This window comes from Streptomyces sp. NPDC056835 (genome assembly GCF_042789485.1).
GTDB lineage: Bacteria > Actinomycetota > Actinomycetes > Streptomycetales > Streptomycetaceae > Streptomyces.
In genome coordinates, this window is record NZ_JBHUBB010000010.1 from 214,981 (window position 1) to 240,961 (window position 25,981).

At 71.6% G+C, this 25,981-nt stretch carries 26 protein-coding genes; 18 read left to right on the plus strand and 8 right to left on the minus strand.

The window, feature by feature from the left end; genetic code table 11:
• The first annotated feature begins 138 nt into the window (after positions 1–138).
• The 8 genes from ACFRMN_RS14155 (at position 139) to ACFRMN_RS14190 (ending at position 9,694) form a co-directional block, all read left to right on the plus strand.
• Positions 139–1,647 carry an SDR family NAD(P)-dependent oxidoreductase gene (locus ACFRMN_RS14155; RefSeq protein ID WP_383018334.1) on the plus strand — a complete coding sequence of 503 codons (1,509 nt, stop codon included), beginning with the start codon at positions 139–141 and terminating at the stop codon, positions 1,645–1,647.
• 282 nt (positions 1,648–1,929) lie between these two features.
• Positions 1,930–2,103, plus strand: a complete 174-nt coding sequence (locus ACFRMN_RS14160) for a hypothetical protein (RefSeq protein ID WP_383018337.1) — start codon at positions 1,930–1,932, stop codon at positions 2,101–2,103.
• A gap of 399 nt (positions 2,104–2,502) precedes the next feature.
• Positions 2,503–3,660, plus strand: a complete 1,158-nt coding sequence (locus ACFRMN_RS14165; protein ID WP_383018340.1) for a DUF6777 domain-containing protein — start codon at positions 2,503–2,505, stop codon at positions 3,658–3,660.
• Positions 3,661–3,723: 63 nt separating this feature from the next.
• Positions 3,724–5,796, plus strand: a complete 2,073-nt coding sequence (locus ACFRMN_RS14170; protein WP_383018342.1) for a SpoIIE family protein phosphatase — start codon at positions 3,724–3,726, stop codon at positions 5,794–5,796.
• Between the two features lie 109 nt (positions 5,797–5,905).
• Positions 5,906–7,366, plus strand: a complete 1,461-nt coding sequence (locus tag ACFRMN_RS14175) for a wax ester/triacylglycerol synthase family O-acyltransferase (protein ID WP_383018345.1) — start codon at positions 5,906–5,908, stop codon at positions 7,364–7,366.
• Between the two features lie 137 nt (positions 7,367–7,503).
• Positions 7,504–8,535 (plus strand): aldo/keto reductase, encoded by a 1,032-nt coding sequence (locus ACFRMN_RS14180; protein ID WP_383018494.1) that lies wholly within the window; start codon positions 7,504–7,506, stop codon positions 8,533–8,535.
• Entirely contained in the window at positions 8,532–8,846 is a 315-nt protein-coding gene (locus ACFRMN_RS14185) for an L-rhamnose mutarotase (protein WP_383018348.1), read from the plus strand. Before ACFRMN_RS14180 ends, ACFRMN_RS14185 begins: the two co-directional genes overlap by 4 nt.
• The gene (locus ACFRMN_RS14190; protein WP_383018351.1) at positions 8,843–9,694 is read left to right on the plus strand and encodes an amidohydrolase family protein; all 852 of its coding nucleotides are present in this window, start codon (positions 8,843–8,845) and stop codon (positions 9,692–9,694) included. Before ACFRMN_RS14185 ends, ACFRMN_RS14190 begins: the two co-directional genes overlap by 4 nt.
• On the opposite strand, the gene ACFRMN_RS14195 is transcribed toward ACFRMN_RS14190, so the two are convergent.
• Positions 9,682–10,401 carry an alpha/beta fold hydrolase gene (locus ACFRMN_RS14195; protein WP_383018354.1) on the minus strand — a complete coding sequence of 240 codons (720 nt, stop codon included), beginning with the start codon at positions 10,399–10,401 and terminating at the stop codon, positions 9,682–9,684. The two genes, ACFRMN_RS14190 and ACFRMN_RS14195, sit on opposite strands and share 13 nt — an antisense overlap.
• A gap of 160 nt (positions 10,402–10,561) precedes the next feature.
• On the opposite strand from ACFRMN_RS14195, the gene ACFRMN_RS14200 reads away from it, so the two are divergent.
• Positions 10,562–11,437 carry an Fpg/Nei family DNA glycosylase gene (locus tag ACFRMN_RS14200; RefSeq protein ID WP_383018357.1) on the plus strand — a complete coding sequence of 292 codons (876 nt, stop codon included), beginning with the start codon at positions 10,562–10,564 and terminating at the stop codon, positions 11,435–11,437.
• Positions 11,438–11,520: 83 nt separating this feature from the next.
• Here ACFRMN_RS14200 and ACFRMN_RS14205 read toward each other — a convergent pair whose 3' ends face one another.
• Positions 11,521–12,183 (minus strand): zf-HC2 domain-containing protein, encoded by a 663-nt coding sequence (locus tag ACFRMN_RS14205; protein ID WP_383018360.1) that lies wholly within the window; start codon positions 12,181–12,183, stop codon positions 11,521–11,523.
• Between the two features lie 114 nt (positions 12,184–12,297).
• Here ACFRMN_RS14205 and ACFRMN_RS14210 point away from each other — a divergent pair, with 114 nt between their 5' ends.
• From ACFRMN_RS14210 to ACFRMN_RS14225, 4 genes are all read left to right on the plus strand, one after another.
• Positions 12,298–13,047, plus strand: a complete 750-nt coding sequence (locus ACFRMN_RS14210) for a LytR/AlgR family response regulator transcription factor (protein ID WP_383018362.1) — start codon at positions 12,298–12,300, stop codon at positions 13,045–13,047.
• 118 nt (positions 13,048–13,165) lie between these two features.
• The gene (locus tag ACFRMN_RS14215) at positions 13,166–13,543 is read left to right on the plus strand and encodes a hypothetical protein (protein ID WP_383018365.1); all 378 of its coding nucleotides are present in this window, start codon (positions 13,166–13,168) and stop codon (positions 13,541–13,543) included.
• On the plus strand, positions 13,540–15,093 hold the full coding sequence (locus ACFRMN_RS14220) for a cation acetate symporter (RefSeq protein ID WP_383018367.1): 1,554 nt from the start codon (positions 13,540–13,542) through the stop codon (positions 15,091–15,093). The genes ACFRMN_RS14215 and ACFRMN_RS14220 overlap by 4 nt, the downstream gene beginning before the upstream one ends.
• Positions 15,090–16,280 (plus strand): sensor histidine kinase, encoded by a 1,191-nt coding sequence (locus ACFRMN_RS14225; protein WP_383018370.1) that lies wholly within the window; start codon positions 15,090–15,092, stop codon positions 16,278–16,280. The genes ACFRMN_RS14220 and ACFRMN_RS14225 overlap by 4 nt, the downstream gene beginning before the upstream one ends.
• A 138-nt stretch (positions 16,281–16,418) precedes the next feature.
• Here ACFRMN_RS14225 and ACFRMN_RS14230 read toward each other — a convergent pair whose 3' ends face one another.
• Positions 16,419–16,934: a hypothetical protein gene (locus ACFRMN_RS14230; RefSeq protein WP_383018373.1), complete on the minus strand. Its 516-nt coding sequence runs from the start codon at positions 16,932–16,934 to the stop codon at positions 16,419–16,421.
• 113 nt (positions 16,935–17,047) lie between these two features.
• On the opposite strand from ACFRMN_RS14230, the gene ACFRMN_RS14235 reads away from it, so the two are divergent.
• Positions 17,048–17,272 carry a zf-HC2 domain-containing protein gene (locus tag ACFRMN_RS14235; RefSeq protein WP_383018377.1) on the plus strand — a complete coding sequence of 75 codons (225 nt, stop codon included), beginning with the start codon at positions 17,048–17,050 and terminating at the stop codon, positions 17,270–17,272.
• Here the strand turns inward: ACFRMN_RS14235 and ACFRMN_RS14240 are convergent.
• Positions 17,209–17,799, minus strand: coding sequence for a sigma-70 family RNA polymerase sigma factor (locus tag ACFRMN_RS14240; RefSeq protein WP_383018497.1), 591 nt, complete (start codon positions 17,797–17,799; stop codon positions 17,209–17,211). The two genes, ACFRMN_RS14235 and ACFRMN_RS14240, sit on opposite strands and share 64 nt — an antisense overlap.
• Positions 17,800–18,075: 276 nt before the next feature.
• Between ACFRMN_RS14240 and ACFRMN_RS14245 the strand changes: the two genes are divergently transcribed.
• Positions 18,076–19,281, plus strand: coding sequence for a CapA family protein (locus ACFRMN_RS14245; RefSeq protein ID WP_383018380.1), 1,206 nt, complete (start codon positions 18,076–18,078; stop codon positions 19,279–19,281).
• Positions 19,282–19,394: 113 nt separating this feature from the next.
• On the opposite strand, the gene ACFRMN_RS14250 is transcribed toward ACFRMN_RS14245, so the two are convergent.
• Entirely contained in the window at positions 19,395–19,853 is a 459-nt protein-coding gene (locus tag ACFRMN_RS14250) for a universal stress protein (protein ID WP_030349349.1), read from the minus strand.
• 233 nt (positions 19,854–20,086) lie between these two features.
• Between ACFRMN_RS14250 and ACFRMN_RS14255 the strand changes: the two genes are divergently transcribed.
• The gene (locus ACFRMN_RS14255) at positions 20,087–20,932 is read left to right on the plus strand and encodes a polysaccharide deacetylase family protein (protein ID WP_383018384.1); all 846 of its coding nucleotides are present in this window, start codon (positions 20,087–20,089) and stop codon (positions 20,930–20,932) included.
• Positions 20,933–20,959: 27 nt separating this feature from the next.
• Here ACFRMN_RS14255 and ACFRMN_RS14260 read toward each other — a convergent pair whose 3' ends face one another.
• A complete protein-coding gene (locus tag ACFRMN_RS14260) occupies positions 20,960–21,634 on the minus strand; it encodes a class F sortase (protein ID WP_383018386.1) in 675 nt (224 codons plus the stop codon).
• 309 nt (positions 21,635–21,943) lie between these two features.
• Between ACFRMN_RS14260 and ACFRMN_RS14265 the strand changes: the two genes are divergently transcribed.
• Entirely contained in the window at positions 21,944–22,429 is a 486-nt protein-coding gene (locus ACFRMN_RS14265; protein WP_383018389.1) for a hypothetical protein, read from the plus strand.
• A gap of 162 nt (positions 22,430–22,591) precedes the next feature.
• Here the strand turns inward: ACFRMN_RS14265 and ACFRMN_RS14270 are convergent, their stop codons facing one another.
• Both ACFRMN_RS14270 and ACFRMN_RS14275 read right to left on the minus strand, forming a co-directional pair.
• The gene (locus tag ACFRMN_RS14270) at positions 22,592–23,131 is read right to left on the minus strand and encodes a hypothetical protein (protein WP_383018392.1); all 540 of its coding nucleotides are present in this window, start codon (positions 23,129–23,131) and stop codon (positions 22,592–22,594) included.
• 182 nt (positions 23,132–23,313) lie between these two features.
• On the minus strand, positions 23,314–24,078 hold the full coding sequence (locus ACFRMN_RS14275; protein ID WP_383018395.1) for a hypothetical protein: 765 nt from the start codon (positions 24,076–24,078) through the stop codon (positions 23,314–23,316).
• 873 nt (positions 24,079–24,951) lie between these two features.
• Here ACFRMN_RS14275 and ACFRMN_RS14280 point away from each other — a divergent pair.
• Positions 24,952–25,905 carry an SCO0930 family lipoprotein gene (locus tag ACFRMN_RS14280; RefSeq protein ID WP_383018398.1) on the plus strand — a complete coding sequence of 318 codons (954 nt, stop codon included), beginning with the start codon at positions 24,952–24,954 and terminating at the stop codon, positions 25,903–25,905.
• Positions 25,906–25,981: the final 76 nt, after the last annotated feature.

Genomic DNA, 25,981 nt, shown 5'->3' on the forward strand with positions numbered 1-25,981 from the left:
TGGGATTTTGTTGGCCCCCGGCGCGTCGGTATGCTCCTGACCTGCGGGGATGGCCGCAATGGCCACGAAAAGCCCCATCTGGGACTCCGGCGTACGAGTGACCCCGGTGTACGAGTGATCGAGGAACGGCGAACAGCGATGACGGTGACAGAGGACAGCCCGGCGCACGGCGACAGCCGGCCGTACGCCGAGAGCCCGGTGTACGCCGAAAGCCAGGAGTACGGTCCCGGTATCGACCCCGAGCGCATGGCCGTCTGCCTGGCCGTGCTCGACGAACTCGACAAGCTGGACGTCGACCACCCCGACGCGATCGCGGTCCGGCGGGCCACCGCCGGGATCTACCGGACCGTCAAGCAGCGCCGCCGCCAGGAGCGCAGGGCCGCCAAGACCGCCCACGACAAGGCCGTCACCGAAGCCACCGCCACCGGCTCCGCCGAGCGCATCGACGACGAGACCCAGGGCCTGCTGCCCTCCTCCTCGGTCAGCGGCGAGATCGCGGGCGTACTCCAGCGCCCCCGCTCCTGCTACATCTGCAAGACCCGCTACACCGAGGTCGACGCCTTCTACCACCAGCTCTGCCAGGCGTGCGCCGCTGAGAACCGCGCCCGCCGTGACGCCCGTACGGATCTGACCGGACGGCGCGCACTGCTCACCGGCGGCCGGGCGAAGATCGGGATGTACATCGCGCTGCGGCTGCTGCGTGACGGCGCCCACACCACCATCACCACCCGCTTCCCCGGTGACGCCGTCCGCCGCTTCAAGGCGATGCCCGACAGCGACGAGTGGATCCACCGCCTCAAGATCGTCGGTATCGATCTGCGGGACCCGGCGCAGGTCGTGGCCCTCGCCGACTCCGTCGCCGCCGAAGGCCCGCTGGACATCCTGATCAACAACGCCGCGCAGACGGTACGCCGCTCCCCGCAGGCGTACAGCGAGCTGCTGGCCGCCGAGTCCGCGCCGCTGCCCGCGGGTGAACTCCCCGCCTCCCAGGTCATCGGGGCGTTCGGCAGCGGGGCCCAGGCCGTACTGCCCGCCGCCGGCGCCGAGGCGCTGACAGCCTCCGATGTCACCGGGCTCGCGTTGGTCGGCGGCTCCGCCACGCTCGCCAGGATCGAGGCGGGCACGGCGATCGACGCCGGGGGGCTGGTGCCCGACCTGCACGACACCAACAGCTGGGTCCAGACAGTCTCCGAGGTCGACGCGGTCGAGCTGCTCGAAGTCCAGTTGTGCAATTCCACCGCGCCCTTCATCCTGATCAGCAGGCTGCGTCCGGCGATGGCCGCGGCCGAGGCGGCCCGTGCCTATGTGGTGAACGTCTCCGCGATGGAGGGAGTCTTCAGCCGCGGTTACAAGGGCGCGGGTCATCCGCACACCAACATGGCCAAGGCGGCGCTGAACATGCTGACCCGTACCAGCGCGCAGGAGATGTTCGAGACCGACGGCATCCTGATGACCGCCGTCGACACGGGATGGATCACCGACGAGCGCCCGCATCCGGACAAGATGCGCCTGGCCGACGAGGGCTTCCACGCCCCGCTGGACCTGATCGACGGCGCTGCCCGGGTGTACGACCCGATCGTGCGGGGCGAGAGTGGCGAGGATCTGTACGGCTGCTTCCTCAAGGACTACGCGCCCGCCAACTGGTAACCGCTCACGGGCGGCCGACGGGCTCATCGACCGTCAGGTGGCCACCGGCCCCGTGGTCATGGGCCGAGTGGCCGGAAATTCACTCGAATGCGAGCCCTATCGAGCGGGTTGACGCTCATATGGTTACGCTGGTGCGAACGGACGGCCAAGCAGGGGATACACCATCCCCACGGCTCTGCTGGGACAGGCCCACTACCAAGGCCGCGGTCCCGTCCGACAACGGCGCCACCGCGACGGAAACGTGTCCTGGTCCCAGAGTTGCGCGACACAGAGGAGTGCGCGGTGACACCAGACCTCACGAAGCATGAGCAGCGTCCGGCGGAGTACGTGGAACGGAACCGCCGGCCCGAGAAGAAGCTCGGAAATCTCGAAGTATGGGCCAGGTCGGCTCCGATCAGACTGGCCGGCTACGAGGACGACCTCGCGGAACCGCACATCCTCCCCGGGATCGACTGACACCCCGGATCGACCGACGGATCGCCGTACGTCCCGTACCCCGCGCCGACCGGGGTGCGGGACGACGCATGACGCCCCTGAACGAGCGTGACGTCACGCCCCCGGCCACCGGCGGCGTAGTGCCGGCGGACCGGTCGCGGCGGCGGTCCGCGGCGGCTCCGTTGGTCACCGCGCCATGCGGACGATCGCCGGCGTGCCAGGCATCGCCATCCGGCTGACCAGCACGGACGTCCCACGCCACCGCCCGGACTCCCACATGTTCATATGTCGCGACGAGCGCACGCCGCTGCCTGAACGTGTTCAAGTCCCGAGGCTGTCGTCTCTCTTCCCGCTTGCGGGGTGGAGAGAGATCCGGCAGACATAAGGGGACATCCATGGAGGAAGAGTCGGGAGATTCTGGTGCGCTCACCCCACCGTCGTCGGTATGTCACGCTCGCCGCGCTGTCCGCGGGGATTCTGATCACGGCCGGCTGTGGCGGGGACGAGGGTGGCAAGGAAGTGGCGAGCGCCGAGGAACTGCTGCTCCAGCCCGCCGCCGCCCCGGGTCCCGATCCGTTCACCCGGTCCACCGTGAGCCCCGATTCCCTGATCGGTCCGGCGGGCCGGCCCCCGTCGCCGGACGCCCGGGGCGGCGCGAGCGGCACCGCACGGGCGCCGCGCGCTCTGCCGGGCTCCACGCCGGGACTCTACGGCGGCAGCTCCGCCGCCAGTTGCGAGGTGGAGCGGCAGACCCGTCTCCTCACTGAGGACCGGACGAAGGCCCGCGCCTTCGCCGAGGGAGCGGGGGTCACCCAGGCGTCCGTCCCGGACTTCCTGCGCGGACTGACCCCCGTGGTGCTGCGGCCCGACATCAGGGTGACGAACCACGGCTACCGCGAGGGGTCCGCCACCGCGTTCCAGTCCGTCCTGCAAGCGGGCACCGCCGTCATGGTGGACAACCGGGGCGTGCCCAGGGTGCGCTGCGTCGACGGCAGCCCGCTGCGCCCGCCGGTCGCGGCCAAAGGTTCCGTGCGGTACCGGGGCGAGAAGTGGAGGGGGTATCTGCCCGAGCGGGTCGTCGTCATCAACCGCACCCCCGAGGTCGTCACCAGCCTGATCATCGTCGACCTGGCCGCCAACAGCTGGATCGAACGGCAGATCGGCACCGAGGGCCGGCGGGACAAGCCGCCCCAGGTGCCGCCGGGGTACGGGCCGGAGGCCGACATCACGGACCCGGACGCGGTGAGGCCGCCGGGGTCCGGTATGCCCGAGGTCCCCGCGGGCGTGGGGTCGGCGGCCGGGGATTCCCCGCGGGGCAGGTCCACCCCGGACCGGGGCCGGGGCGTGCCGGACCAGCCGCGGGACGCGCCGCTGGTGCCGGACGACGGGGTGCTCCCGCCCGACGGGCCGGTGGAGCCGGAGCCGGGCGGGGGCGGAGACCTCGTGCTGTCCGACGAGGACATCCTGACGGGCCCGGACGACCCCGCGCAGGTCCCCGGTGACGAGTTGTCCGCCCCGGCGCCGGACGGCCCGGGGTCCGGTGACGAGCTGTTCGGTCCCGATACGTTCACGGGCTGACCGAAGGGTCCGAGGCTGACAGGACCGCTCGAAGAATCCGACAAATGATGACAGAGTGTCTCCATGGTTGAACGGGAAGCGGGTCCCCTGTCGCTCCCCGACGACTGGCCCGCCCATCCGCGCATCAGTCTGTCCCTCAATCGGATGGGCACCTTCGACTGGCATATCGACAGCGGACTCCTGCATCTCGACGGCCCCGCACTCGCGGTCTTCGACCTGCGCCCCGACGAGTACGACGGCCGGCTGAGCAGCCTGGAGGCGCGGGTGTCGCCGAGCGAGAGCGACCGGCTGAAGGAGGTGGTGGACCGGGCACTGCGGGACGGCCACCTCACCTACGGCGCGTACCTCCGGATCCGGCGGCGGGACGGAAACCCGCGCTGGACCCACACCCAGGGCGCCATCCGCCGTGATCCGGCGGGCCGGCCCTACCGCGTCATCGGCATCGTCCGCGACGCCACCCAGGAACTCGCGGACTCGGCCGCGCGCCTCGAACTGAGCGCGGTGCGCCGGGTGCGGACCAGTGTCGTCGAGGGCACGGCCGCCGCGCTCGCCCACGCCAGGACCGTCCAGGACGTCATCGACGTACTGAAGGACTCCCACGGCCTGGCACACCTCGGGGCCAGCAGTCTGATCATGGGGCTGATGGAGGCGGGGCGCATCCATCTGGTCGCCGAGGGCCCCGAGGGCTCCTACGTGCCGGGGACGCGGGTCACGCGCACCGACGAGCAGTACCCGATGAGCGAGGTGGTACGGACGCTCGTCCCGCGCTTCATCGAGTCCGCCGAGGAGTTCGCCGAGCGCTACCCCGTGCTGTGGCCGCACATCAGCGGGCTGGGCATCAACGCCGCCGCCTATCTGCCGCTGATCGCCCAGGCGCGGCCCATCGGCGCTCTCGGACTGCTCTACCGGGAGAAGAGCGCCTTCACCGCCGAGGACCGCAATCTGCTGGTCGCGCTCGGCAGCAGCATCGCCCAGAGCCTCCAGCGCGCCGTCCTCTTCGAACAGGATCACGATCTGGCCGAAGGGCTCCAGCAGGCGATGCTCCCCCGCCGGATCCCCGCCGTGCCGGGCGCCGAGATCGCGGTCCGCTACCGCTCGGCCCGGCTCGGCCGGGACATCGGCGGCGACTGGTACGACGTGATCCCGCTGCCCGGCGGCCGGGTCGGGGCGGTCATCGGCGACGTACAGGGCCATGACACCCACGCGGCCGCCGTGATGGGACAACTGCGCATCGTGCTGCGCGCGTACGCGGCCGAGGGACACGCACCGGCCACCGTGATGGCGCGGGCCTCGGTCTTCCTCCATGAACTGGACACGGACCGCTTCGCGACCTGCACCTACGCGGAGGCCGACCTCGCCACCGGAGTGGTCCAGCTGGTCCGGGCCGGCCATGTCGATCCGCTGATCAGGGACACCGACGGCAGCTGCCGCAGACTGCCGGTGCCCGGCGGGATGCCGCTCGGGCTCTCCGCGGCCTTCGGACGGCTCGACTATCCGGTGGAGACGATCGAACTGGACCCCGGCCAGACCCTGTTGCTCTACACCGACGGACTGGTGGAGCAGCCGGGCGCCGATCTGGACGACGGGCTGCAACTGCTGGCCGCGCTGGTACGGGACGGTCCGCGCGATCTCCAGCTGCTGGCCGACCGGCTCTGTGAGGTGGTGGACGCGCGGGGCGGCGAGGACGATGTCGCCGTGCTGCTGCTGCGCCGCGGCGGCGCGCGCGCCCCGCGCTCCGGCGGCAGGCTCCAGCAGCGGGTCGAGCAGGGCGATCCGGAGGGGCTGAGCACCGCCCGGCACATGATCCGCGCGGCGGTGGCCGCCTGGGGGGCCAGGGGGCGCTCCGACGAGATCGAACTGGCCGCCGACGAGCTGATCACCAACGCGCTGATGCACACCGACGGCGGGGCCGTCGTGACCGTACGGGTGCTGTCCGGGGCGGAGCGACGGATGCGGGTCGAGGTCGAGGACGGTTCGAGCGCCCTGCCGCACCGCAGGGACGCCGGGTATTCAGGGCTCTCGGGGCGCGGACTCCAGCTCGTGGAAGGGCTGGCGGACGAGTGGGGCGTGGAGTCGCGTGGCTGTGGCAAGTGCGTGTGGTGCGAGTTCATCGTGCCGGACCGACCGTCACGTTGAGCGATTTTCGTCGTTAACTGTAGGTGACTTGATCGTACTTGACCGTAACCGAACAAAGGCGATTGGCTGTGCCCGTCGCCGTACCTCGCCTCTAGGACCTGGGGTTCCCTTGACCACCGAGCTGCTGGCACCTCTCGATCTGGCCTTCTGGCATCTCGAATCCGCGGACCATCCCATGCACCTCGGCGCGCTCGCGATCTTCACCGCGGCACCCGGCACGGCCGGTGGAGCGGGCGTGCCGGAACTGCTCGCCGCGCGCGCCGCCGCGATCCCCCGGCTCAGGATGCGGGTACGGGACGTCTGGCTGCCGGTCGGCGGCGCGGCGTGGGCGGTGCACAAGGAGTTCGACGTACGCCGGCATGTGCGCCGGCTGCCGCTGCCCGAAGGGGAGTTCGCGACGGAGGCGGCGCGGCTGGCCGGAGAGCTGATGGAGCGGCCACTCGAACGCGGCATCCCGCCCTGGGAGATGTACGTCCTGACAGCGGAGGACGGCGGTGGCGGCGGGACCGGGGAAGCGGTGAGCGGCGGCCGGCCCTTCGCCGTCCTGGTGAAGCTGCACCACGCGCTGGCCGACGGCATCCGCGCCGTCGCCATCGGCGCCGGCATCTTCGACCAGATCGCCGACGCGCGGGCGGCCGGTGGCCGCCGGGCACGCCCGGTGCCGCCCCGGTCCTGGCTGCCCGGGCCCTGGCAGGTGGCCGGGCTGGCCAGGGGCCGGATCGAGGAGCTGGGCCGAGCGGTCGGTATCGGCGCCTCGGTCGTACGGGCGAGCCGGCTCGACCCGCGCGGTATGCCCGCGCTCACCGCCGGATCCAGCGGGACACGGCGGCTGGCCACCGCCCTGCTCGATCTGGAGGACGTCCAGCGGATCCGCAGGGCCGCCGGCGGCACCGCCAACGATGTCCTCCTCGCGACCGTGACCGGAGCGCTGCGGCGCTGGATGCTCGAACGGGGCGAGCCGCTGCCCGTCGCCGCGCCGCGCGCGCTCGTGCCGGTCTCCCGGCGCAGACCGGGCAGCCCGCCCGGCTCCGGCAACAGGCTCTCCGCCTATCTTCTCGGTCTGCCGGTCGCCGAGGCCGACCCCCGGGCCAGACTCGCCGCCGTACGCCGGGGCATGGACCGCAACAAGTCCGACGGCCCCTCGCGCGGCGCGGGCGCGGTCGCCGTCCTCGCGGACCAACTGCCGCCGCTCGCCCACCGGCTCGGGGCGCCCCTCGCCGGCAGCGCGGCCAGGATGCTCTTCGACATCCTGGTGACGAGCGTCCCGCTGCCGCGCTCGACGCTCTCGCTCGGCGGCTGCCCGCTGCGCGAGTTGTATCCGATGGCGCCGCTCGCCCGGGGACAGTCCCTCGCGGTGGCGCTGTCCACCTACGGCGGGCGCGTGCACGTGGGACTGGTCGCCGACGGCAAGGCCGTGCCGGACCTCGACCGGCTGGCGCGCGGGATGACGGACGAACTGCGGGAACTGCTCCGGGTCACCGGGCCGAGCGGCCGCGTCCGCACCGGCGGCTCCGTCGGACAGGCTCTGGCCATGAAGAGCCCCCGGAAACCCGATAGATCGGACAGCTGAGTGCGAACTCCTCGCAGATAGCTCCTTCATGGGTGTTGACGCATCCAGTCATCCGATGAATATTCATCGTGATCGGCATGGTGACCACCCTCGGCCGGGGGCGGTCGGCGGCGGCGACATCGGGAGGCGGCAGCGGTATGCGGCACACCACGCTCGGACACGGAACGGTCGGGGTGACCGGACTCTCCTTCGGGGCGGCCGGGATCGGCAATCTCTACACCCCCGTCGGGCCCGAGCAGGCCGCCGCGGCGGTGGACGCCGCCTGGGACGCGGGCATCCGCTACTTCGACACCGCGCCGCACTACGGCCTGGGGCTCTCCGAGCGACGGCTCGGCGAGGCGCTGCGCGACCGGCCGCGCGGCGCGTACACCCTCTCCACCAAGGTGGGCCGGCTGCTCGCCCCCGTATCCGGCGGCGGACCCGTCGGCGACGATCTCGCCCACGGCTTCGCCGTACCCGCCACGCACCGCCGTGTCTGGGACTTCAGCGGGGACGGGGTACGCCGTTCCATCGAGGACAGTCTCCGGCGGCTCGGGACGGACCGTATCGACATCGTCTATCTGCACGACCCCGACGACCACGCGGAGGAAGCCTTCAGGCAGGCGTATCCGGCGCTGGAGCGGCTGCGCGCCGAAGGGGTCGTCGGGGCGATCGGCGCCGGGATGAACCAGACGGCGATGCTCACCCGCTTCCTCCGTGACACCGACGCCGATGTCGTGCTGTGCGCCGGCCGCTTCACCCTGCTCGACCAGTCGGCGCTCACCGAGTTGCTGCCCGAGGCCGTCGCGCGTGGCAGGAGCGTGGTCGTCGGCGGGGTCTTCAACTCCGGGCTGCTCGCCGACCCGCGCCCCGGCGCGACGTACGACTACAGCGCGGCCCCGCCCGAACTGCTCGACCGGGCACTGCGGATGGACGCTGTCACCCGGCGGTACGGAGTGCCGCTGCGCGCCGCGGCCCTGCACTACCCCCTGCGTCATCCCGCTGTCGCCAGTGTGCTGGTCGGTACCCGTTCGGCGGCGGAGGTACGCGACGCGGCCGAACTGGCCGTCCGTACCGTCCCCGACGACCTGTGGGCCGAACTGCGCGCGGAAGGACTGCTGACCGAACGACCGCTGACCGAACGACCGCTGAGCGAGGGTCCGCTGAGCGAGGACGGAGTGCTGTCATGAGGGTCGCCCTGCACACCAGGGTCCGTGCCGACCGGGTCGCGGAGTACGAGGCGGCGCACCGCGAGGTGCCCGCCGAACTCACCGCCGCGATCCGCGCCGCGGGCGCCACCTCCTGGACGATCTGGCGCAGCGGTACCGATCTCTTCCATCTGCTGGAGTGCGAGGACTATCCCCGTCTGCTCGCCGAGCTCGACCGGCTTCCGGTCAATGTCGCCTGGCAGGCCCGGATGGCCGGCCTGCTCGATGTCGTGCACGACTACTCCGAGGCCGGAGCCGACGCGGGACTGCCCGTCGTCTGGGAGCTGTCATGACACCGCCGGGCGTGATCGACGCCCACCACCACATCTGGGATCTGTCCGTACGTGACCAGGACTGGATCACCGGACCCGCCATGGCCCCCATCCGCCGGAACTTCACCCTCACGGATCTGGCCGCCGAGACCCGGGCCGCCGGGGTGTCCGCGACCGTGCTCGTCCAGACCATCGGGATCCCCGAGGAGACACCCGAATTCCTCGCCGCCGCCGGCGGCAGCGACCTTGTCGCGGGCGTCGTCGGCTGGACCGATCTCACCGCGCCCGGGGTCGCGGACACCCTCGCCGCGCTGCGCGAGCTGCCCGGCGGCGACCGGCTGGTCGGGATACGCCATCAGGTGCAGGGGGAGCCGGACCCGGAATGGCTGCTGCGCCCGGACGTACGCCGCGGTCTGGCCGCCGTCGCCGCCGCCGGACTCGTGTACGACCTGGTGATCCTTGAGCATCAGCTGCCCGCCGCCGTGAAGGCCGCCGAACTGGTGCCCGGCCTCACCTTCGTCCTCGACCATCTCGGCAAGCCACCGATCGCCGGGGGCGCGACAGAGCCCTGGGCGGGTCTGGTCAGGGAGCTGGCCGCGCGGCCGAACACCGTCTGCAAGCTCTCCGGGATGGTCACCGAGGCCGCCTGGGACTCCTGGACGGCCCAGGGGCTGCGCCCGTACGCCGATACCGTCCTCGACGCCTTCGGACCCGAACGGCTGATGTTTGGCTCCGACTGGCCGGTGTGCCTGCTGGCCGCCACGTACGGGGATGTCCTCGACGCGGCCCGCACCGTGACCGACGGACTGAGCGAGGACGAGCGCGACGCGGTCTTCCGGGGCACCGCGCGGCGCGTCTACGCGCTCTGAACCGGATCCGTGCCGTCCTCGGCCGGCTCCGGGAAGACATGGCGCACCGGGCCGGGGAAGGGCTCCATGCCCAGCAGGGCGGTGACCGAGTGGGTGGCCAGCGTGTGCCAGGTGCGCGCGCGGCGCAGCATCGCGTGGTCACCGCCGGGCAGCAGTACGGCACAGGCCTCGGCGCCCGCCGCACGGGCGCGGGCGGCCAGCTCGACGCTGCCGCGGGGATCCGTCACCCGGTCACGGTCGCCGTGCAGCAGCACGGTCCGGCAGCTCGTCAGCTGCTCCACCGGCTCGCCGGGCGGGCACCAGGGCGCGAGCCCCACCACCCCGCTGACCAGGTCATGTCCGGCGGCGGCCAGAGCGGCACGGCCGCCCATCGAGTGCCCCACGAGAACGACGGGTACGGGGCCGACCAGGGGCTCCAGCTCATCGAGCGCCCGGCGGGTGTCACGCGCCGCGTCGGCCCGGCTGCCGTTCCAGCCCCGGCAGCGATAGCGCACCCGGCCCACCACCACGTCGTATCCGTCGGTGGCCCGTAGCACCGCACGGGTGAACGGCCACATCCGGGCGCCCGGCAGACTCAGCCGGGCGGGCGGCTCCACGCCCTCCTCGCGCCCGCCGTGCAGCAGCAGGACGACGGCGCGGGGCCGCGCGGCGGTTCTGTCGAGAACGAGCGCGGGCTGGACCGCGCCTCGGCGATCGCGTATGGCCATGGGCCTTCCTTCCGACGGCGGGAGCCCGGGGGCTGTCCGGGGCACCTTTGGCGGGGCTCTTCCATGAACGATCCGGCGAACGGATTCGTCGCCGCGGCGCTCGTGGATCGCCCGATCGGTCCGCCGGGCGTTCGCACGGCCACTGCGGCACCCTGGATCCATGCCGGAAGTACCCGAAGTCGAAGCGCTGCGAGAGTTCCTCGACGGCCAGCTGGTGGGCAAGGAGATCGTCCGTGTTCTGCCACTGACCATCAATGTGCTCAAAACATACGATCCGCCTCTCTCCGCACTGGAGGGCGCCACGGTCACCGCCATCGCCCGCCACGGCAAGTATCTCGACATCGTCGCGCGTGACGCCGGGGACGGCGAACTGCATCTCGCCCTCCATCTCGCCCGCGCGGGTTGGCTCCGTTGGAAGGACTCGTTCCCGGCGACGCCCCCTCGGCCGGGCAAGGGGCCGCTCGCGCTGCGCACCGTCCTCAGCGAGGGAGACGGGTTCGATCTGACCGAGGCGGGCACCACCAAGCGCCTCGCCGTGCATCTCGTACGCGATCCCGCGGACGTCCCCGGGATCGCGCGGCTCGGCCCCGATCCGCTCGACGACTCCTTCGACCGCGCCGCGTTCGCCCGGCTTCTCGCGGGTGAACACCGGCAGATCAAGGGCGCGCTGCGTGACCAGCGCCTGATCGCGGGCATCGGCAACGCCTACAGCGACGAGATTCTGCACGCGGCGAGGATGTCGCCGTTCAAGCCGGTGAAGAACCTCTCCGAGGACGAGATCACCACCCTCTACGAGGCGCTGCGCGACACGCTGCGCGAGGCCGTCGAACGCTCGCGCGGGGTGGCGGCGGGACGGCTCAAGGCGGAGAAGAAGAGCGGGCTGCGGGTGCACGGCCGTACCGGTGAATCCTGTCCTGTCTGCGGCGACACCATCCGCCAGGTCTCCTTCAGCGACTCCTCGCTCCAGTACTGCCCGACCTGCCAGACGGGAGGCAAGCCGCTCGCCGACCGCAGACTGTCACGGCTCCTCAAATGAGCGGCTTCCCGAGCGGCTTCCCGAGCGGTCTCCGATCCGGGCTCCGGAGCGTGCCGCGCGCTCACCGGCCGGCCAGCCGGTCGTCAGCGTCCGCCGATCGTCATCACCCGGCGGCCGTCCGAGGCCCGGACCTCGAAGTGGTCGATCTCGCCGGGCCGCAGCGCCGCACCGCCCCGGGTGACCAGGGGCGTGGAGCCGCCCGCGTGCGCCGCCCAGGACGTCACGGTCTCCCGCGACCCGTCCCGGCCCACCGCGATCAGGGCGCAGGAGCCGAAGTCACCGGAGCGGACCAGTTCCAGACCGATGTCCGCCCCCCACGCCTTCTCCGCCGCCGTCACCACCGCCGCCGTCCCCGACGACCGGTCCGACGCGCTCCACCGGGTCACCGGCGCGCCCCGGTCCGCCGGGGGAGACATGGCGAGGACGGCGAGCGGACCGCCCACCGCGAGCACCGCCGCCGCGGCCACCAGCGCGAGCCGCCGTCCGCGGTCCCGGCGCCGCCCCGCGGCGGTACGGCCGAGCAGCCCGGCCAGCAGCTGCGGACTCGCGGCGGTGAACGGCGCCATTTCGGCGGGGGTACGCCGCGCGTACGCGTCCAGCTGCTCCCTCACACCGCCGAATTCGGCCAGCAGTTCCGAGCAGCGCGGACAGTCCGTCAGATGGTCCTCGAACCGGAAGGCGTCCGCGGCGTCGAGCACGCCCAGCGCGTAGGCGCCGGCATCACGATGGAGGTCCAAGGTCCGCATGCTGTCTGTTACGCAGCGGAACACGGAATGACTCAGACGCCGCCCCACCTATCCGCGCGGCCTCGCAAGCCGAGGGCGGCCTTGTGGCCGGGCCACCGCCTACACTCCGGCGTCATGCTGCGTGTACTGGCTGTGGACGACGAAGAACCGGCCCTTGAGGAACTGCTGTACCTGCTCAGGGCCGACCCGCGGATCCGGGGCGCGGAGGGCGCCACCAGCGCGACGGAGGCGCTACGGCGGATCGGCGCGGCGCTCGACGCCGGCCCCGACGACCCCGCCGCCATCGATGTGGTCTTCCTCGATATCCATATGGCCGGGCTGACCGGCCTCGATGTCGCCCGGCTGCTGGCCGGCTTCGCCGAGCCACCGCTGATCGTCTTCGTCACCGCCCATGAGGACTTCGCCGTCCAGGCCTTCGATCTGAAGGCAGTCGACTATGTCCTGAAGCCGGTCCGCAGGGAGCGGCTGGCCGAGGCGGTACGCCGGGTCGCCGAACTGGTGGGGGAGCGGGGGCCGGTCTCCGCCCCCGCCGCCGATCAGATAGCCGTCGAACTCGGCGGAGTCACGCGCTTCGTCGCCGTCGACGACATCGCCTATGCCGAGGCCCAGGGCGACTACGCGCGGCTGCACACCGACACCGGCAGCCATCTGGTCCGTATCCCGCTCACCACGCTGGAGGAGCGCTGGCGGGCCCGCGGCTTCGTACGGATCCACCGCCGCCATCTCGTCGCCCTGGCCCGGATCGATGAGCTACGGCTCGACGCGGGCGCGATGAGTGTCCGCGTCGGCGACGCCGAGCTGGCGGTCAGCCGGCGTCACGCCCGCGCGCTGCGGGATCTGCTGATGCGGCAGGGTGGGCGCTGACCAGGGGCTTCCCCCGGGATCACCGGGCTGCGTACACTCCGGGCCCGAGCACTCCGCCGGGCCCGAGCACGAGCCTGGGGGCGGGAGGGCGGCGAGTCAGGGAGAAAGGGGGGCGGACATGACGGGGGAGTCCGCGTCCCGGCAGCCCGCGCCCCGGCGCGAGGTGGTCACCGGTGAGCCCCGACGCGTACGTCCCCTGCCGCGCTACCGCGCCCAGGCCGAGATCGAGGAGCAGACCGCGCTCGGCGACGCCTACGTCCGCTCCCTGATGCGCGGTCAACTACGGGCCGGACTCACCGCGTTCGCGCTCCTCGCGCTGGTCGCGGGCACGCTGCCGCTCGCCTTCGCCACCCTGCGTGACGCGACGGCGGTCTGGGTGGTGCTCGGCTTCGCCGCGTATCCGCTGCTCACCCTGCTCGCCTGGTGGTACGTACGGCGCGCGGAGCGCAACGAGCGTGACTTCGCCCGGCTCGTGAAGGGCCGGCCCGTTCCGTGAGCCAGAGTTATACGGTGACCGCCGTCACCGTCGTCGTGCTCGCGACCGTTCTCGTCGGCGGCTTCGGGCTGCGGATATCCCGTACCACCTCCGACTTCTATGTCGCCTCCCGTACGGTACGGCCCGCGCTCAACGCCGCCGCGATCAGCGGCGAATACCTCTCCGCCGCCTCCTTCCTGGGCGTCGCGGGCCTGGTGCTGCTGCACGGCCCCGACATGCTCTGGTACCCGGTCGGCTATACCGCCGGCTATCTCGTCCTGCTGCTCTTCGTCGCCGCCCCGCTGCGCCGCTCCGGCGCGTACACCCTCCCGGACTTCGCCGAGGGCCGGCTCGAATCGCGTGCGGTGCGACGGCTGGTGAGTGTGTTCGTGGTCGGTGCGGGCTGGCTCTATCTCGTACCCCAACTCCAGGGCGCGGGGCTGACGTTGAAGATCCTCACCGGCGCGCCCGACTGGTTCGGCGGGGTGCTGGTCGCCGTGGTCGTGGTGGTGGCGGTCGCGGCGGGCGGGATGCGCAGCATCACCTTCGTCCAGGCGTTTCAGTACTGGCTCAAGCTCACCGCGCTGCTCGTGCCCGCGCTCTTCCTGCTGCTGGCCTGGCAGGGCGACGGACGGCCGCGTGCCGACCTCGATCTGACGGCGGCCGTCGCCGGCCGCGCGGACCATCCGCTGTACGCGACCTACGGCCTGATCGTGGCGACCTTCCTCGGCACGATGGGACTGCCCCATGTCGTCGTCCGCTTCTACACCAGTCCCAACGGCCGGGCCGCCCGCCGGACCACCGTGATCGTCCTGATGCTGGTCGGCGCGTTCTATCTGCTGCCGCCCGTCTACGGCGCGCTGGGCAGGCTGTACGTCCCCGAACTCCCCTACGGTACGGACGCCGACGCCGCCGTACTGCTGCTGCCGGAGCGGGCGATCGGCGGGCTCGGCGGGGATCTGCTCGGCGCGCTGGTCGCGGGCGGCGCCTTCGCCGCGTTCCTCTCCACCGCCTCGGGGCTGACCATGGCCGTCGCGGGGGTCCTCACCCAGGATGTCCTTCCCTCGCGCGGCGTACGCCACTTCCGGCTGGCCACCCCGCTCGCCATGGCCGTACCGCTCGGCGGGTCACTGCTGGTCAGCGGGATGCCCGTGGCCGACTCGGTGGGGATGGCGTTCGCGGTCTCCGCGTCGTCGTTCTGTCCGTTGCTGGTGCTCGGCATCTGGTGGCGGCGGCTCACCCCGCCCGGCGCGATCGCGGGACTGCTGCTCGGCGGCGGTCTGGCGTTCGCCGCCACGGTGATCACGGTCAGCGGGGCCGTACGGTCGGGCTGGCCGCACGCGCTGCTCGCCTGGCCCGCCGTCTGGTCGGTGCCCGTCGGCTTCCTCGCGATGATCCTGGTGTCCCTGGCCACACGCGGCCGGATACCCCCGGGCACCAACGCGGCGATGACACGCTTCCATCTGCCGGAGGCTCTGATGCCCGGCAGCCGCCACGCGAGTGCGAGCGGAAGCGCCGGCCCGACGGGCGGCGGAGCCGGCGACATCACCACATCCGGAGGCGCCGGATGAGCGGAGCCGCACTCGCCGTCCTGATCGTGCTCGGTCCGCTGCTCCTCGCGGGCGGCTTCGTACTGGGCCGGCGCACCGCGCGCCCCGAGCGGACCAGCGATGTCGGCACGCCCGTGGAGCGCGCCACCTTCGAGACCCTGCACACCGCCTCGCTCGCCGCGCCCCCGCTCCGGGCGGGGCTCACCGAGGAGAGCGCCCGCAAGGCGGCCCGCCGGCTGCGCTCCCTGCTCGGCACCGACGCGCTCTGCCTCACCGACCGGGAGCGGGTCCTCGCCTGGGACGGGTCGGGCGAACACCACGACAAGCAGGTGATGGCTCATGTCGAGGGGCTGCTCGCGAGCGGACGCGGCACCGCCTTCGCGAACGGCTGCGGCGATCTCGACTGTCCGCTGCGCTGGGGCGTGGCCGTGCCGCTGACCGTCGACCACCGGGTCCTCGGCACCCTGGTCGCCTACGCGCCGCGCGAGTCGGCGGTTCTCGCCAGGGCGGCCGGCGAGGTGGCCCGCTGGGTCTCCGTACAGCTGGAACTGGCCGAGCTCGACCGCTCCCGCACCCGGCTGATCGAGGCCGAGATCAAGGCGCTGCGCGCCCAGATCTCCCCGCACTTCATCTTCAACTCCCTCGCCGCCATCGCCTCGTTCGTCCGTACGGACCCCGGGCGGGCCAGAGAACTCCTGCTGGAATTCGCCGACTTCACCCGCTACTCGTTCCGCAGTCACGGCGACTTCACCACCCTCGCCGATGAACTGCACTCCATCGACCAGTATCTGGCGCTCGTACGGGCCCGCTTCGGCGAGCGGCTTTCGGTCACACTCCAGGTCGCTCCGGAGGTCCTGCCGGTGGCGATGCCGTTCCTCTGCCTTCAGCCGCTGGTCGAGAACGCCGTCAAGCACGGCCTCGAAGGGGCGGTCACCACGAGCCGGATCACCATCAGCGCGCTCGACGCGGGCTCCGAGGCGGAGGTGGTGATCGAGGACGACGGGGTCGGTATGGAGCCGGACCGGTTGCGCCGGATCCTGCGCGGCGAGGGCGGCGCGTCCACCGGGATCGGACTGCTCAATGTGGACGAACGGCTGCGCCAGGTCTACGGGGACGAGTACGGCCTGGTCATCGAGACGGGCGTGGGTGCGGGTACGAAGATCACGGTACGGATTCCCAAGTACCGCGCGGGCGTGCACGGCACCTGAGCGCCCCGCCCGCGTGCGTCGCGGGTCGGAAACAGCCTCAGGTCAGCGCGGCCTCTGGCCGGAACAGCGTCTGGCCGGAACAGCGTCTGGCCGGAACAGCGTCTGGCCGGAACAGCGTCTGGCCGGAACAGCCTCTGGTCAGAACAGATGGATCGCCAGATGGCCCAGCGGCAGCCCGAGCTGCCAGGCCGGGGTCCAGACCTGTGGCCCCTCTTCCTCGCCGGCGGGGAACGGATCGCCGCACGCCGGGCCCACGGCATCGAGATCCGGCGCCAGCAGCTCCGTCTCCTCCAGCCACCGCCACGCCGCGCCCGCCAGCTCCAGATCCGGATCCCGGGTCTCCGGGCCGGACTCGAACGCGACCGCCTCCAGCCGGTCGAGCCGCCCGCAGACCCATTCCCGCCAGCAGGTCCCGTACGCCGTGAGGGAGCGCCACTCCTCCATCCTGGCCACCACGCGCGGGCCGCCCACCGAGCTGTCGGAGAGGAAGATCGTCAGGGCCAGCGCGCCCCGCCCCGCCCGGTATTCGAGCGTTGTCGGCGGCATCAGATCGCCGGTGCGCAACAGCTCGTCGGCGATGTACTCCGCGTACATCCAAGCCATGGGCACCAGGAGGCCGCCACCACCCGCCCCTTCGGTACATTCCGGACGCATTGCTTTTCCGCCTTCCTTTCTTCCCCCGAAGCCTGCTTCACGGAGCATTGAACCGGCGGTGGCCGCCCCGCGTGGCCAGAAAGGCAGGATCGGTCGGCGGACAGGAGAGGATTGTGACGGGTGTGGCCGACGGTGACGCGTCCGACGATGGAGCGGACGATTCCGGCCCGCATGTGCGGTCGCTCCTGGGCGCGTATGTACTCGAAGCGCTCGCGCCCGAGGAGGACCGGCGCGTCGCGGACCATCTGGTGGAGTGCGGCCCGTGCGGCGCGGCCTATCTGGAGGTGGCCGACGCGCCGTCGTTGCTGGCGCTCCTGGACGAGGAGGACCTGCGGTAGCCGGACGTGCCGGGCGCGCTGTAGCCGGGAAGTGAACGGGCCAGCGCCCGCAGCGCGTAGTACGAGCGGGACTTGACCGTACCGGGCGGAATCCCGAGCACCCGCGCCGCCTCGTTCACGCTCAGCCCGCGGAAGTAGATCTGGGTCAGCACCGCGCGGTGCTCGTGGCTCAGCGTCCGCACCGCCTTGCGTACATCGAGCACCGCGACCGTGGATTCGGTGCGGTCCTCGGGGTCGGGCGTGGCCGCGAGAATCCCGTCGCTGACCTCTGTGGGCCGCGCCAGCCGTGATCTGCGGGCGTCGATCGCCAGCCGGCGGCCGACGGTGAACAGCCAGGGCCGCATGGAGTCGAAGGGGCCGTCGAACGCCTCGGGATGCTGCCAGGCGCGGACCAGTGTCTCCTGGAGCAGATCCTCGGCGCGCTGCCGGTCGCCGTAGGTCAGGCCGAGCAGAAAGTTCAGCAGGGCCGGTCCGTGTTCGCGCTGAAGCTCCGTCAGCGCCCGCTCGTCGGTCCTCTCCTCGGCCATGGCTGTGGTCATCGTGAACGCCCTTCCCGCCGGGGTCGCCGTCGTACGCGGCTCCGTTGCCGCCTGGCGTATCCGAACGCATGCGGGCGCCGAGGGACAGACAGCGCACAGAGGTCTGCGACGAGCGGTCGCTCACTGCGGCGAGTGGTGCGGTGAACGGTCGTGCGGTGGCGTTTGGGCCCTTTCATGAGCACTGTCGGCTTGGTCACTTGACATACAATTATATGAATATATGGATTCATTGGGACGGTATCCCCCGGAATTGGAGCCTGCCCGATGACGAAGCGCATGCGACAGGGAGCGGTGGCCGCTGCGGCGCTGCTCATCGGAACCGCGGCGGCCTGCGCCGCTCCCGATCGGCCCGCCGACCCCATCCCGCACGGCCCGCCGCGGCCGGGCTCCGCGGCACCCTCCGCCGCGGGCGGCGCCGCGCCGCAGCAGCGCGGATTCACGCTCGTCGCCTCGGGTGACGTGCTGCCGCACGACTCCGTCATCGACCGGGCGAACGCCGACGCCGACGGCGAGGGCTATGACTTCGGGCCGATGCTCGACAGTGTGAAGCCGGTGGTCTCAGGCGCCGATGTGGCGATCTGCCACATGGAGACCGTGTTCGGTGAGGAGGACGGCTCGTACAGCGGCTATCCGGCCTTCGTGTCCCCGCCGGAGATCCCCGCCGGGCTGCGGGCCACCGGCTACGACTCCTGCTCCACCGCCTCGAACCACAGCCTGGACGACGGAGCCGACGGGGTGCGCCGGACCCTTGACGCCTTCGACAAGGCGGGCGTCAGGCACGCCGGTACGGCACGCTCGGCGGCCGAGGCCGCGCGCCCCGCCCTGCTGACGGCGGGCGGTGCCAAGGTGGCCCAACTGGCGTACACCTTCGGCACCAACGACTATTCGCTTCCCGACGGACAGCCCTGGGCCGTCCGCCTCATCGACGAGCGGAAGATCATCGCGGATGCCCGCGCCGCGCGTAAGGCGGGCGCCGATGTCGTCGTGATCAGCCTGCACTGGGGCACCGAATGGCAGATGGACCCCGACGAGGAGCAGCTGAGCCTGGGCAAGAAGCTCACCGCGTCGCGCACGGGTGGCCGCCCCGACATCGATCTGATCCTCGGCACCCACGCGCATGTCCCGCAGCCGTACGAGAAGGTGAACGGCACCTGGATCATCTATGGGATGGGCGACCAGATCGCCGGGACGATGACCAACGACGACGGCGAACTGGACGGGCGCGGCAACCACGGCTCGATCGGCCGGTTCACCTTCGCGCCGCCCGCCGCGCCGGGGGAGCGCTGGCCGGTGAAGAAGGCCGAGTTCATCCCGCAGATGTGGGACCTCGACACCGGACGCGTGGTGAATCTGCCGGAGGCCGTACGGCGCGATTCCGAGCGGGACGACTACCGCGAGATCCAGTCGGAGATCAGCGAGGCGGTCCTGAGCCGCGGCGCGGCGGCGCACGGCCTCACCGCGGCCCGCTGAGAGGGCCGCGGGAAGAGGGCGCCGGGCGGGCGTCGGAGGGGGACGTGGCGGCAGGGGCGCCGCCGTACGGCCAGGGGCTACCGGACGACCAGGGTTTACGGGACGACCAGGGTTTACGGGACGACCGTCACGGGCCAGCGGCCGGCCTTGACCAGCCGTACCGCCACCGAACCGATGATCCGGTGCCCCGCCGACTCCGAGGCGCCCACCACCACGGCATCCGCCTTCAGCTCGTCGGCCGCCGTGACCAGTCCGCTGTACGGATCCCCGTGGAAGGTGTGGAACTCCCAGCGGACGTCCCAGACGTCCCTGACCCGCTCTATGGCCACCCGGATCTCCTCCACCAGACCCTCGGCGATCTCCCCGGTCGTCTCCGCGACCGGGGCGCCGAGGGCGGCGCCGGCCGGCATGACGGGCTGCACGTAGACAATGGCGAGCAGGGCGTTCTGCCGCCGGGCGAGGCCGCCGGCGTACGCGGCGGCGCGGAACGAGGACTGCGAACCGTCCACGCCGACGACGATCACCTTCGGGCCGTCGGTACCACGTTCGAATTGAGTGGGCTGCTGAGTCACGGCACGCAGAGTATCCGCTTCCGCCGAACAGACCGGCGGCGGTCTCCCCGGCGCGCTGACCGCACCGTCCGGCCCCTCGTCGCTCCGGGACCTCCGGCCATTCGTGAGACACTGCTCGTCGCGCCGGCGTACCGGCGCCTCGTTCCCTTCATGGCTCACCCCATCGGGTACTTTCCCCCGGATAACCGGTGTTGCTGAGCGGCACGGAGCATCCACCGTGCGAGCCATTGGTCATGAAAAAGGATCAGATGATTCCGGGGCGCCGTGCGGTCCTGCGGATCGCCGCCTGCCTCGGCGCCGCACTCACCACCAGGCTGCTGACCGCGGGGCAGGCCCAGACACCGGGCAGCCCCACCCCACCACCCCCGTCCGGGGGAGGACAGCCGGTGAGCGGGCCGGGCGCCCCTCTCAAACCCTCCACCTACCGGCTCCAGCCGATGACGGAGGGCGCGCAGTCCGGCTACCGCAGACCCACGCCGCCGGTACGCAAGGCACCCATCCTGGACATGCCCGAACTCGGCCGCACGATGGTCCTCACCTTTGACGACGGGCCCCACCCCGACTACACCCCTGACATCCTGCGCACACTGCGTAAATACGACGTACGCGCGATGTTCTTCGTCTGCGGCGAGATGGCCGACGCCAACCGTGACCTGCTGCGGGAGGCCGATGACGACGGCCACATCATCTGCAACCACACCTGGTCGCATCCCCTGATGACCGCGCTCAGACCGTCGCAGATCCGCGGGGAGATGGGACGCACGAGCGAGGTCGTCGAGGACATCCTCGGCACCCCGCCCCTCTGGTACCGCGCGCCCTACGGCGCCTGGAACCGGTACGCCTTCGAGATCGGGTCCGAGATGGGCATGGAGCCGCTTGCCTGGACCGTCGACACACTCGACTGGGAGACCCCCGGCACCGACACCATCGTCCGCAGAGTGCTGGACGGTGCCGGGCCGGGGGTCGTCGTCCTCAACCATGACGCGGGCGGCGAGCGCTCGCAGAGTGTGGCGGCGCTGCGCCGCTATCTGCCCCAGTTGCTGGACGACGGGTACCGCATCGCCGTGCCTCACCGATGAGACCCTCCCCCGGCCGCCCCCGGCTGGTCAGCGGGTCCTGACCAGCCGGGCGAAGACGACGACATTGCCGTCGTATCCGTTCCTCTTCGAGTAGCCACCGCCGCAGGTGATCACCCGGAGCTCGGCATGGCCGGAGTCGCCGTAGACCCGGGCCGCCGGGAACTCGTTCTTCGAGTAGACCTCCACCCCGTAGATCTCGAACACCGCCGTCCTGCCGTCGAAGCGCTCCACCTCGACGTGCTCACCCTTCTCCAGTGAGCCGAGACCGAAGAAGACGGCGGGCCCCGACCTGTTGTCGACATGGCCGACGACCACCGCGGTGCCACGCTGGCCGGGGGCGACACCGTTCTGGTACCAGCCCGCCAGATTCGGGTCCCGGGGCGGCGGAGCGGCGATCCAGCCGTCCGGGTCGAGGCCCACATCCACGATCGGCGCGTCGACCCTGAGCGCCGGGATCCGCACCCGGGACATCGGCGCGTACGGCAGCGGCTTCACGATCGGTACGGAGGAGGCGTCGGTGGTGGCCGCGGCCGCCGCCGGATCGGGCACGGTGTCCAGCGCGGCCGCCGCCGCGGGCTGCGGTGGTCCCAGCGGTACGTCCACCCCGTTGCGCATCATCGCGACGCCGGTGAGCATGACGAGAGCCAGAACGCCCCAGGGCGAGCGCTTCCTCGACTCGCGGGCGTTGTGGTTCATGCCCATAGTTCTCCCTTCGTGGACGCCTGCAGGCACGGTAAGTGCGTCGCCCCGCGGTGGCGATCACTGAAAGGCGAACGGGTGGCGGGGCCGACGGGGCTGACCCATCCGAGGAGCCGGCACATAAAATCTCTGACGGTCTGTGACCTGCGGATCCATCAGACGGGCGTGCTCCTGGCGGCGTGTCGGCTCACCGGGGTGGACCAGTGCCGAAATGCGGTGTTCCGAGAGCACGGTGAGGGTTCGTCATGGAGGGCGTACTCGTCGAATTTCCCGGAGCACCGCTTTGGGGCGCCTTCCGCTGGAGGTTCAACGATGCGTGCTTCACGCGCTCTGGCGGTGACCGCCACCGCCTGCGCGGCCGTGGCGCTCTCCGCTCCGCTGGCCGTCGCGACCAACGGTCCGACCAATGTCACCATCAATCCGTTCGAGGTCCACCAGGGCAGCACGATCGAGATCAGCGCCCGGGGCTGCGGCCACGGAGGCACCGTCACGTCGAACGCCTTCCGCCGGGTCGAACTGTCCGTGAACGCGTCGGGGCACTCCACGGCCAGGGCCCGGATCAATGACGACGCCACGCCGGGCAACTACAACCTGGCCGTCAGGTGCAGTGACAACGACAGGGTCGCGACCCACCAGTTCCGGGTGCTTGAGGGGCGGGGCGCGCTGGGCGGGCTCGGCGGTTCCATCGGTCCCAGTTCCACGGAGATGGCGGTCGGCGGCGGGCTCGTCGCCACGGCGGCCGTCGGCGGTTCGCTGTTCCTCGCACGCCGTCGCCGGCCGGCCGGTGCGGGGATCTGACCGGGTGCCCTTCTCCCGGCAGCCTCCACCGGGGGGTCCGCGGGGCCCCGAACGCCCGTCGCCCCGAGTCCTGACCGAGGACTCGGGGCGGGGGCCTTTTCATGTGAGGAGGACGCCCGGGGGCGTCCGGTGTACGGGCGGCCGGCGACCGGCCGCCGGTGATCAGTGCTGACGGCTCGCCGCGCGCCGGCGTACGACGTAGATCGTTCCGGTGGCCGCCGCGACCACCAGCCCAGCACCGGCGACAAGTTCGGTGGTGTTGATCCCGCCCACGCTGCCGCCGAGACCTCCGCGCACGCCCCCCGGTACGACCGTGGCACCCGGTGTGCGGGTGACCGTCGCGGCCGGTGTCGGGTTCCGTGTGGCGGCCGAGATCCGGAGACTGGTCGTCCCCGACTGGCCGTTGCAGGTGAAGGTCACCTGATACGTGGCGCCGGCCTTGGCGTCCCAGTCGACCGTGGCGGTGGCCGACCGGCCAGAGGGGATGTTGACCGTGTCGAAGACCCCGGAGGAGGCGGTCGCGGTGGAACCGCAGTTGGTGACGGAGAGAGTCACCCTGCCCCCCGCCGCGACCGTGGACGGCGTGACGGTGAATCCGAACGGCGCGTTTCCGCCGTCCACGGCGGCCGTCGCGGTGGGTGCGGTCAGTACGAGTGCGGACACTGCCAGCAGAGCGGCGGACGCGGCACGTATCGCGCGCATGATGAATCCTCCGGGTCCCCGAGGAGCAGCTGCGGAACCGTTTCCACATAAGGCAGGGAATGCACCTCGATGCCGGAAACGCTAGGAGCGCGTTATCACAGCCGCGATCGCTGACGGGCGAATGGGGCACGGGTGTCCCCCGGGCGGCGGACACCCGTACTCCACTCGGAACCACTCCTCGCTCAGGACCCGATCCCCGGAAACAGATCGAGGAAGGGCGCCGCCGTCGCGCTGATCCCGCGGCCGTAGGGAGCGTCGAAGTCCCAGATGAGGAAGAGCAGGAACGAGATCAGCACGCTGAACAGTCCTGCCAGCAGCAGCTCACGGAAGGTACGGCGGATCTGCAGGACGAAGATCAGCCCGACCGTGACCACGGCGCCGGTGATGAGACCGAACCAGACGACTCCCGGCATGGTGGCGCCCGCGTTCTGCCCCCGCGCGCCCCGGGCGTCATCGGCGGCCGCCACCTGGTCGACCAGCGGCTGGTAGGCCTGTCCCTCCAGATCGGTTCTGGGCGCGTACTGGGTGACATCCGTGCGGATCCGGTCGAAGAGCTGGGTGCCCTCCGGGCTGAGGGCTTCGTGCTCGGACATGTGCGGCCACTCGCTGCGGACGACGTAGGTGACATAGGCGTCGACATCGGCGCGGATCCGGTCGCGTACCTCCGCCGGGTAGACCTGGACCCGCTGCTGGATCTCGTGCAGCGCCTGGGCCTCCTGGCGTACCGTCTCCTGCGCCGCGCCGCGGCCCTCCCAGACGCCGGCGATCGCGAGCCCCAGCACGATCGCGTAGATCACGCCGATCATCATCGTCATGTAGTCCATGACGTCGGGGGTCTCGGAGGTGTCGTCGTCCTCGCGGACGCGGCGGTTGTTGATGACGACGATGGTCAGGACGACCGCGCAGGCGGCGGCCATCGCGATGCTCAGAACGAGCCATTCCGACATGAGATCTCCGTGGATCAGCGGGAGCGGGGACGCAGGACGGCTACGGCGAGCACGGCCGGGGCCGTGATCAGGAGCATCAGCAGAACGGGGGAGGGGCCGCCCCCGGGCTGATCACGGGTCGCCTTCCGATAGGCGGGCAGCGCCACCGCGGACGGCGTGGGAGCCGCTGACGGGGTGGGCGAAGGCCGCGTGGGGCTCGGGGCCGGTGGCTTCGGCGCGGGCGCGGGCGGCGGCGGTGCGGGCCGGGGCTGCCGGAGGGGCGCCCGGACGACCGGTGAGGGTGGCGGCGGTACGGCGCTGGGAGCCGGTGGCGGCGCGGGCGGTGACGGCCGGGGCGGCGGTGAAGGGGGCGGCGGCGGTGCCGGGGGTGTGGGAGCCGGTGGCGGCGTGGGCTTGGGTGGTTTCGGCGGTTTCGGTGGCTTGGACGGTTTGGGTGGTTTCGGCGGCTTGGTCGGCTTCGGCGGTGGCTCGGACGGCGGAGGAGGGGTCGGAGTGGGAGTCGGCCGGCAGTCGCCGCTCCCGGCGACGGCGACGGCTCCTCCCGGGCCACCGGGACCACCCGGTCCGAGGGACGCGTAGGCACAGCTGCCGGCCAGAGCGGGCAGCGGGACTGCCGACAGGGCTATGAGTGCGGCGGCCGAGAGCAGCCGCCCGACGAGTGATCCATACACGGGCAGGAGCTTGTTCCCCATCCGGCCGCGGCACGCGGGAAGTCGCTCGAATTCCCCCGAAGAGGGGGATGTGACGCCCAGGGCTTGCGCCGTGGAAGTTTTTCCGGGCCGCGTTGAACGCGAGGCCGCCCCCGGTGCGTACTTAGGACCATGAGCAGCGCAACCAGGCGCCTCAACTGGCCTACAGACAACGGGAGTTGACATGTACACCTGGCGGAACGCCTCGCTCGCGGTGACCGCGGTGGCCGTACTGGCCCTGACGACGGCGTGCGGTCAGGACCAAGGGACCAACACCAACGGCCAGTCCGTCGGCGCCGCCAAACCGGCCGACGCCGGATACGGCTCGGACAGCGGCTACGGATCCGATACGGGTACGGCGGGCGCCGCGGCGGCCAAGCCGGCCGGTCAACTCGCCGTGTGGGACAGCAAGAAGCTCGGCAAGGTGCTCACCGACAGCGAGGGGTTCACGCTCTACCGCTTCGACAAGGACACGGCGAGCCCGCCCAAGTCGAACTGCGAGGGCGCCTGCGCGACGGCCTGGCCGGTGGTGGCCGCGGGTGACGCCAAGGCCGCGGCGGGCACCGACGCCGCACTGCTCGGCGAGATCACCCGCGCCGATGGCACCAAGCAGCTCACCGTCGCGGGCTGGCCGATGTACCGGTACGCCAAGGACACCAGCCCCGGCGACGCCAACGGCCAGGGCGTGGGCGGTACCTGGTTCGCCTCGGCGCCCGACGGCAAGAAGGCCGCGGTGGCCGGCTCCGGGTCCGACGCGGACGCCACCCCCGTCGATCTTCCCGGGCTCTCGGTACGCAAGGACCCCAAACTCGGTGACATTGTGGTGGATTCGAAGGGAATGACGGTCTATCGGTTCACGAAGGACTCCGCCTGGCCGATGAAGTCGGCTTGCACGGGGGCCTGTCTGGAAAAGTGGCCGGTGGTCGCTCCCGTCGAGAAGAATGACACGGAAGGGATCATCAAGAAGGGCTTCGTGACCTTCGACCGGCCCGACGGAATCAAGCAGCAGAGCATCGACTGCTGGCCGATCTACACCTTCGCCGGCGACACAAAGCCGGGAGATACCAATGGTCAGGGCGTTGGTGGCACGTGGTTCGCGGTTTCCCCGGATTCCAAGCTGGTCGGAGCGGCCAAGTAGTCCCCACGCCGCGCGCCCGAGAGCCATCGGTCCGCCGTCGCACCCCTCGGGGCGGCCGCGGAGCCGGGGCCCCGGG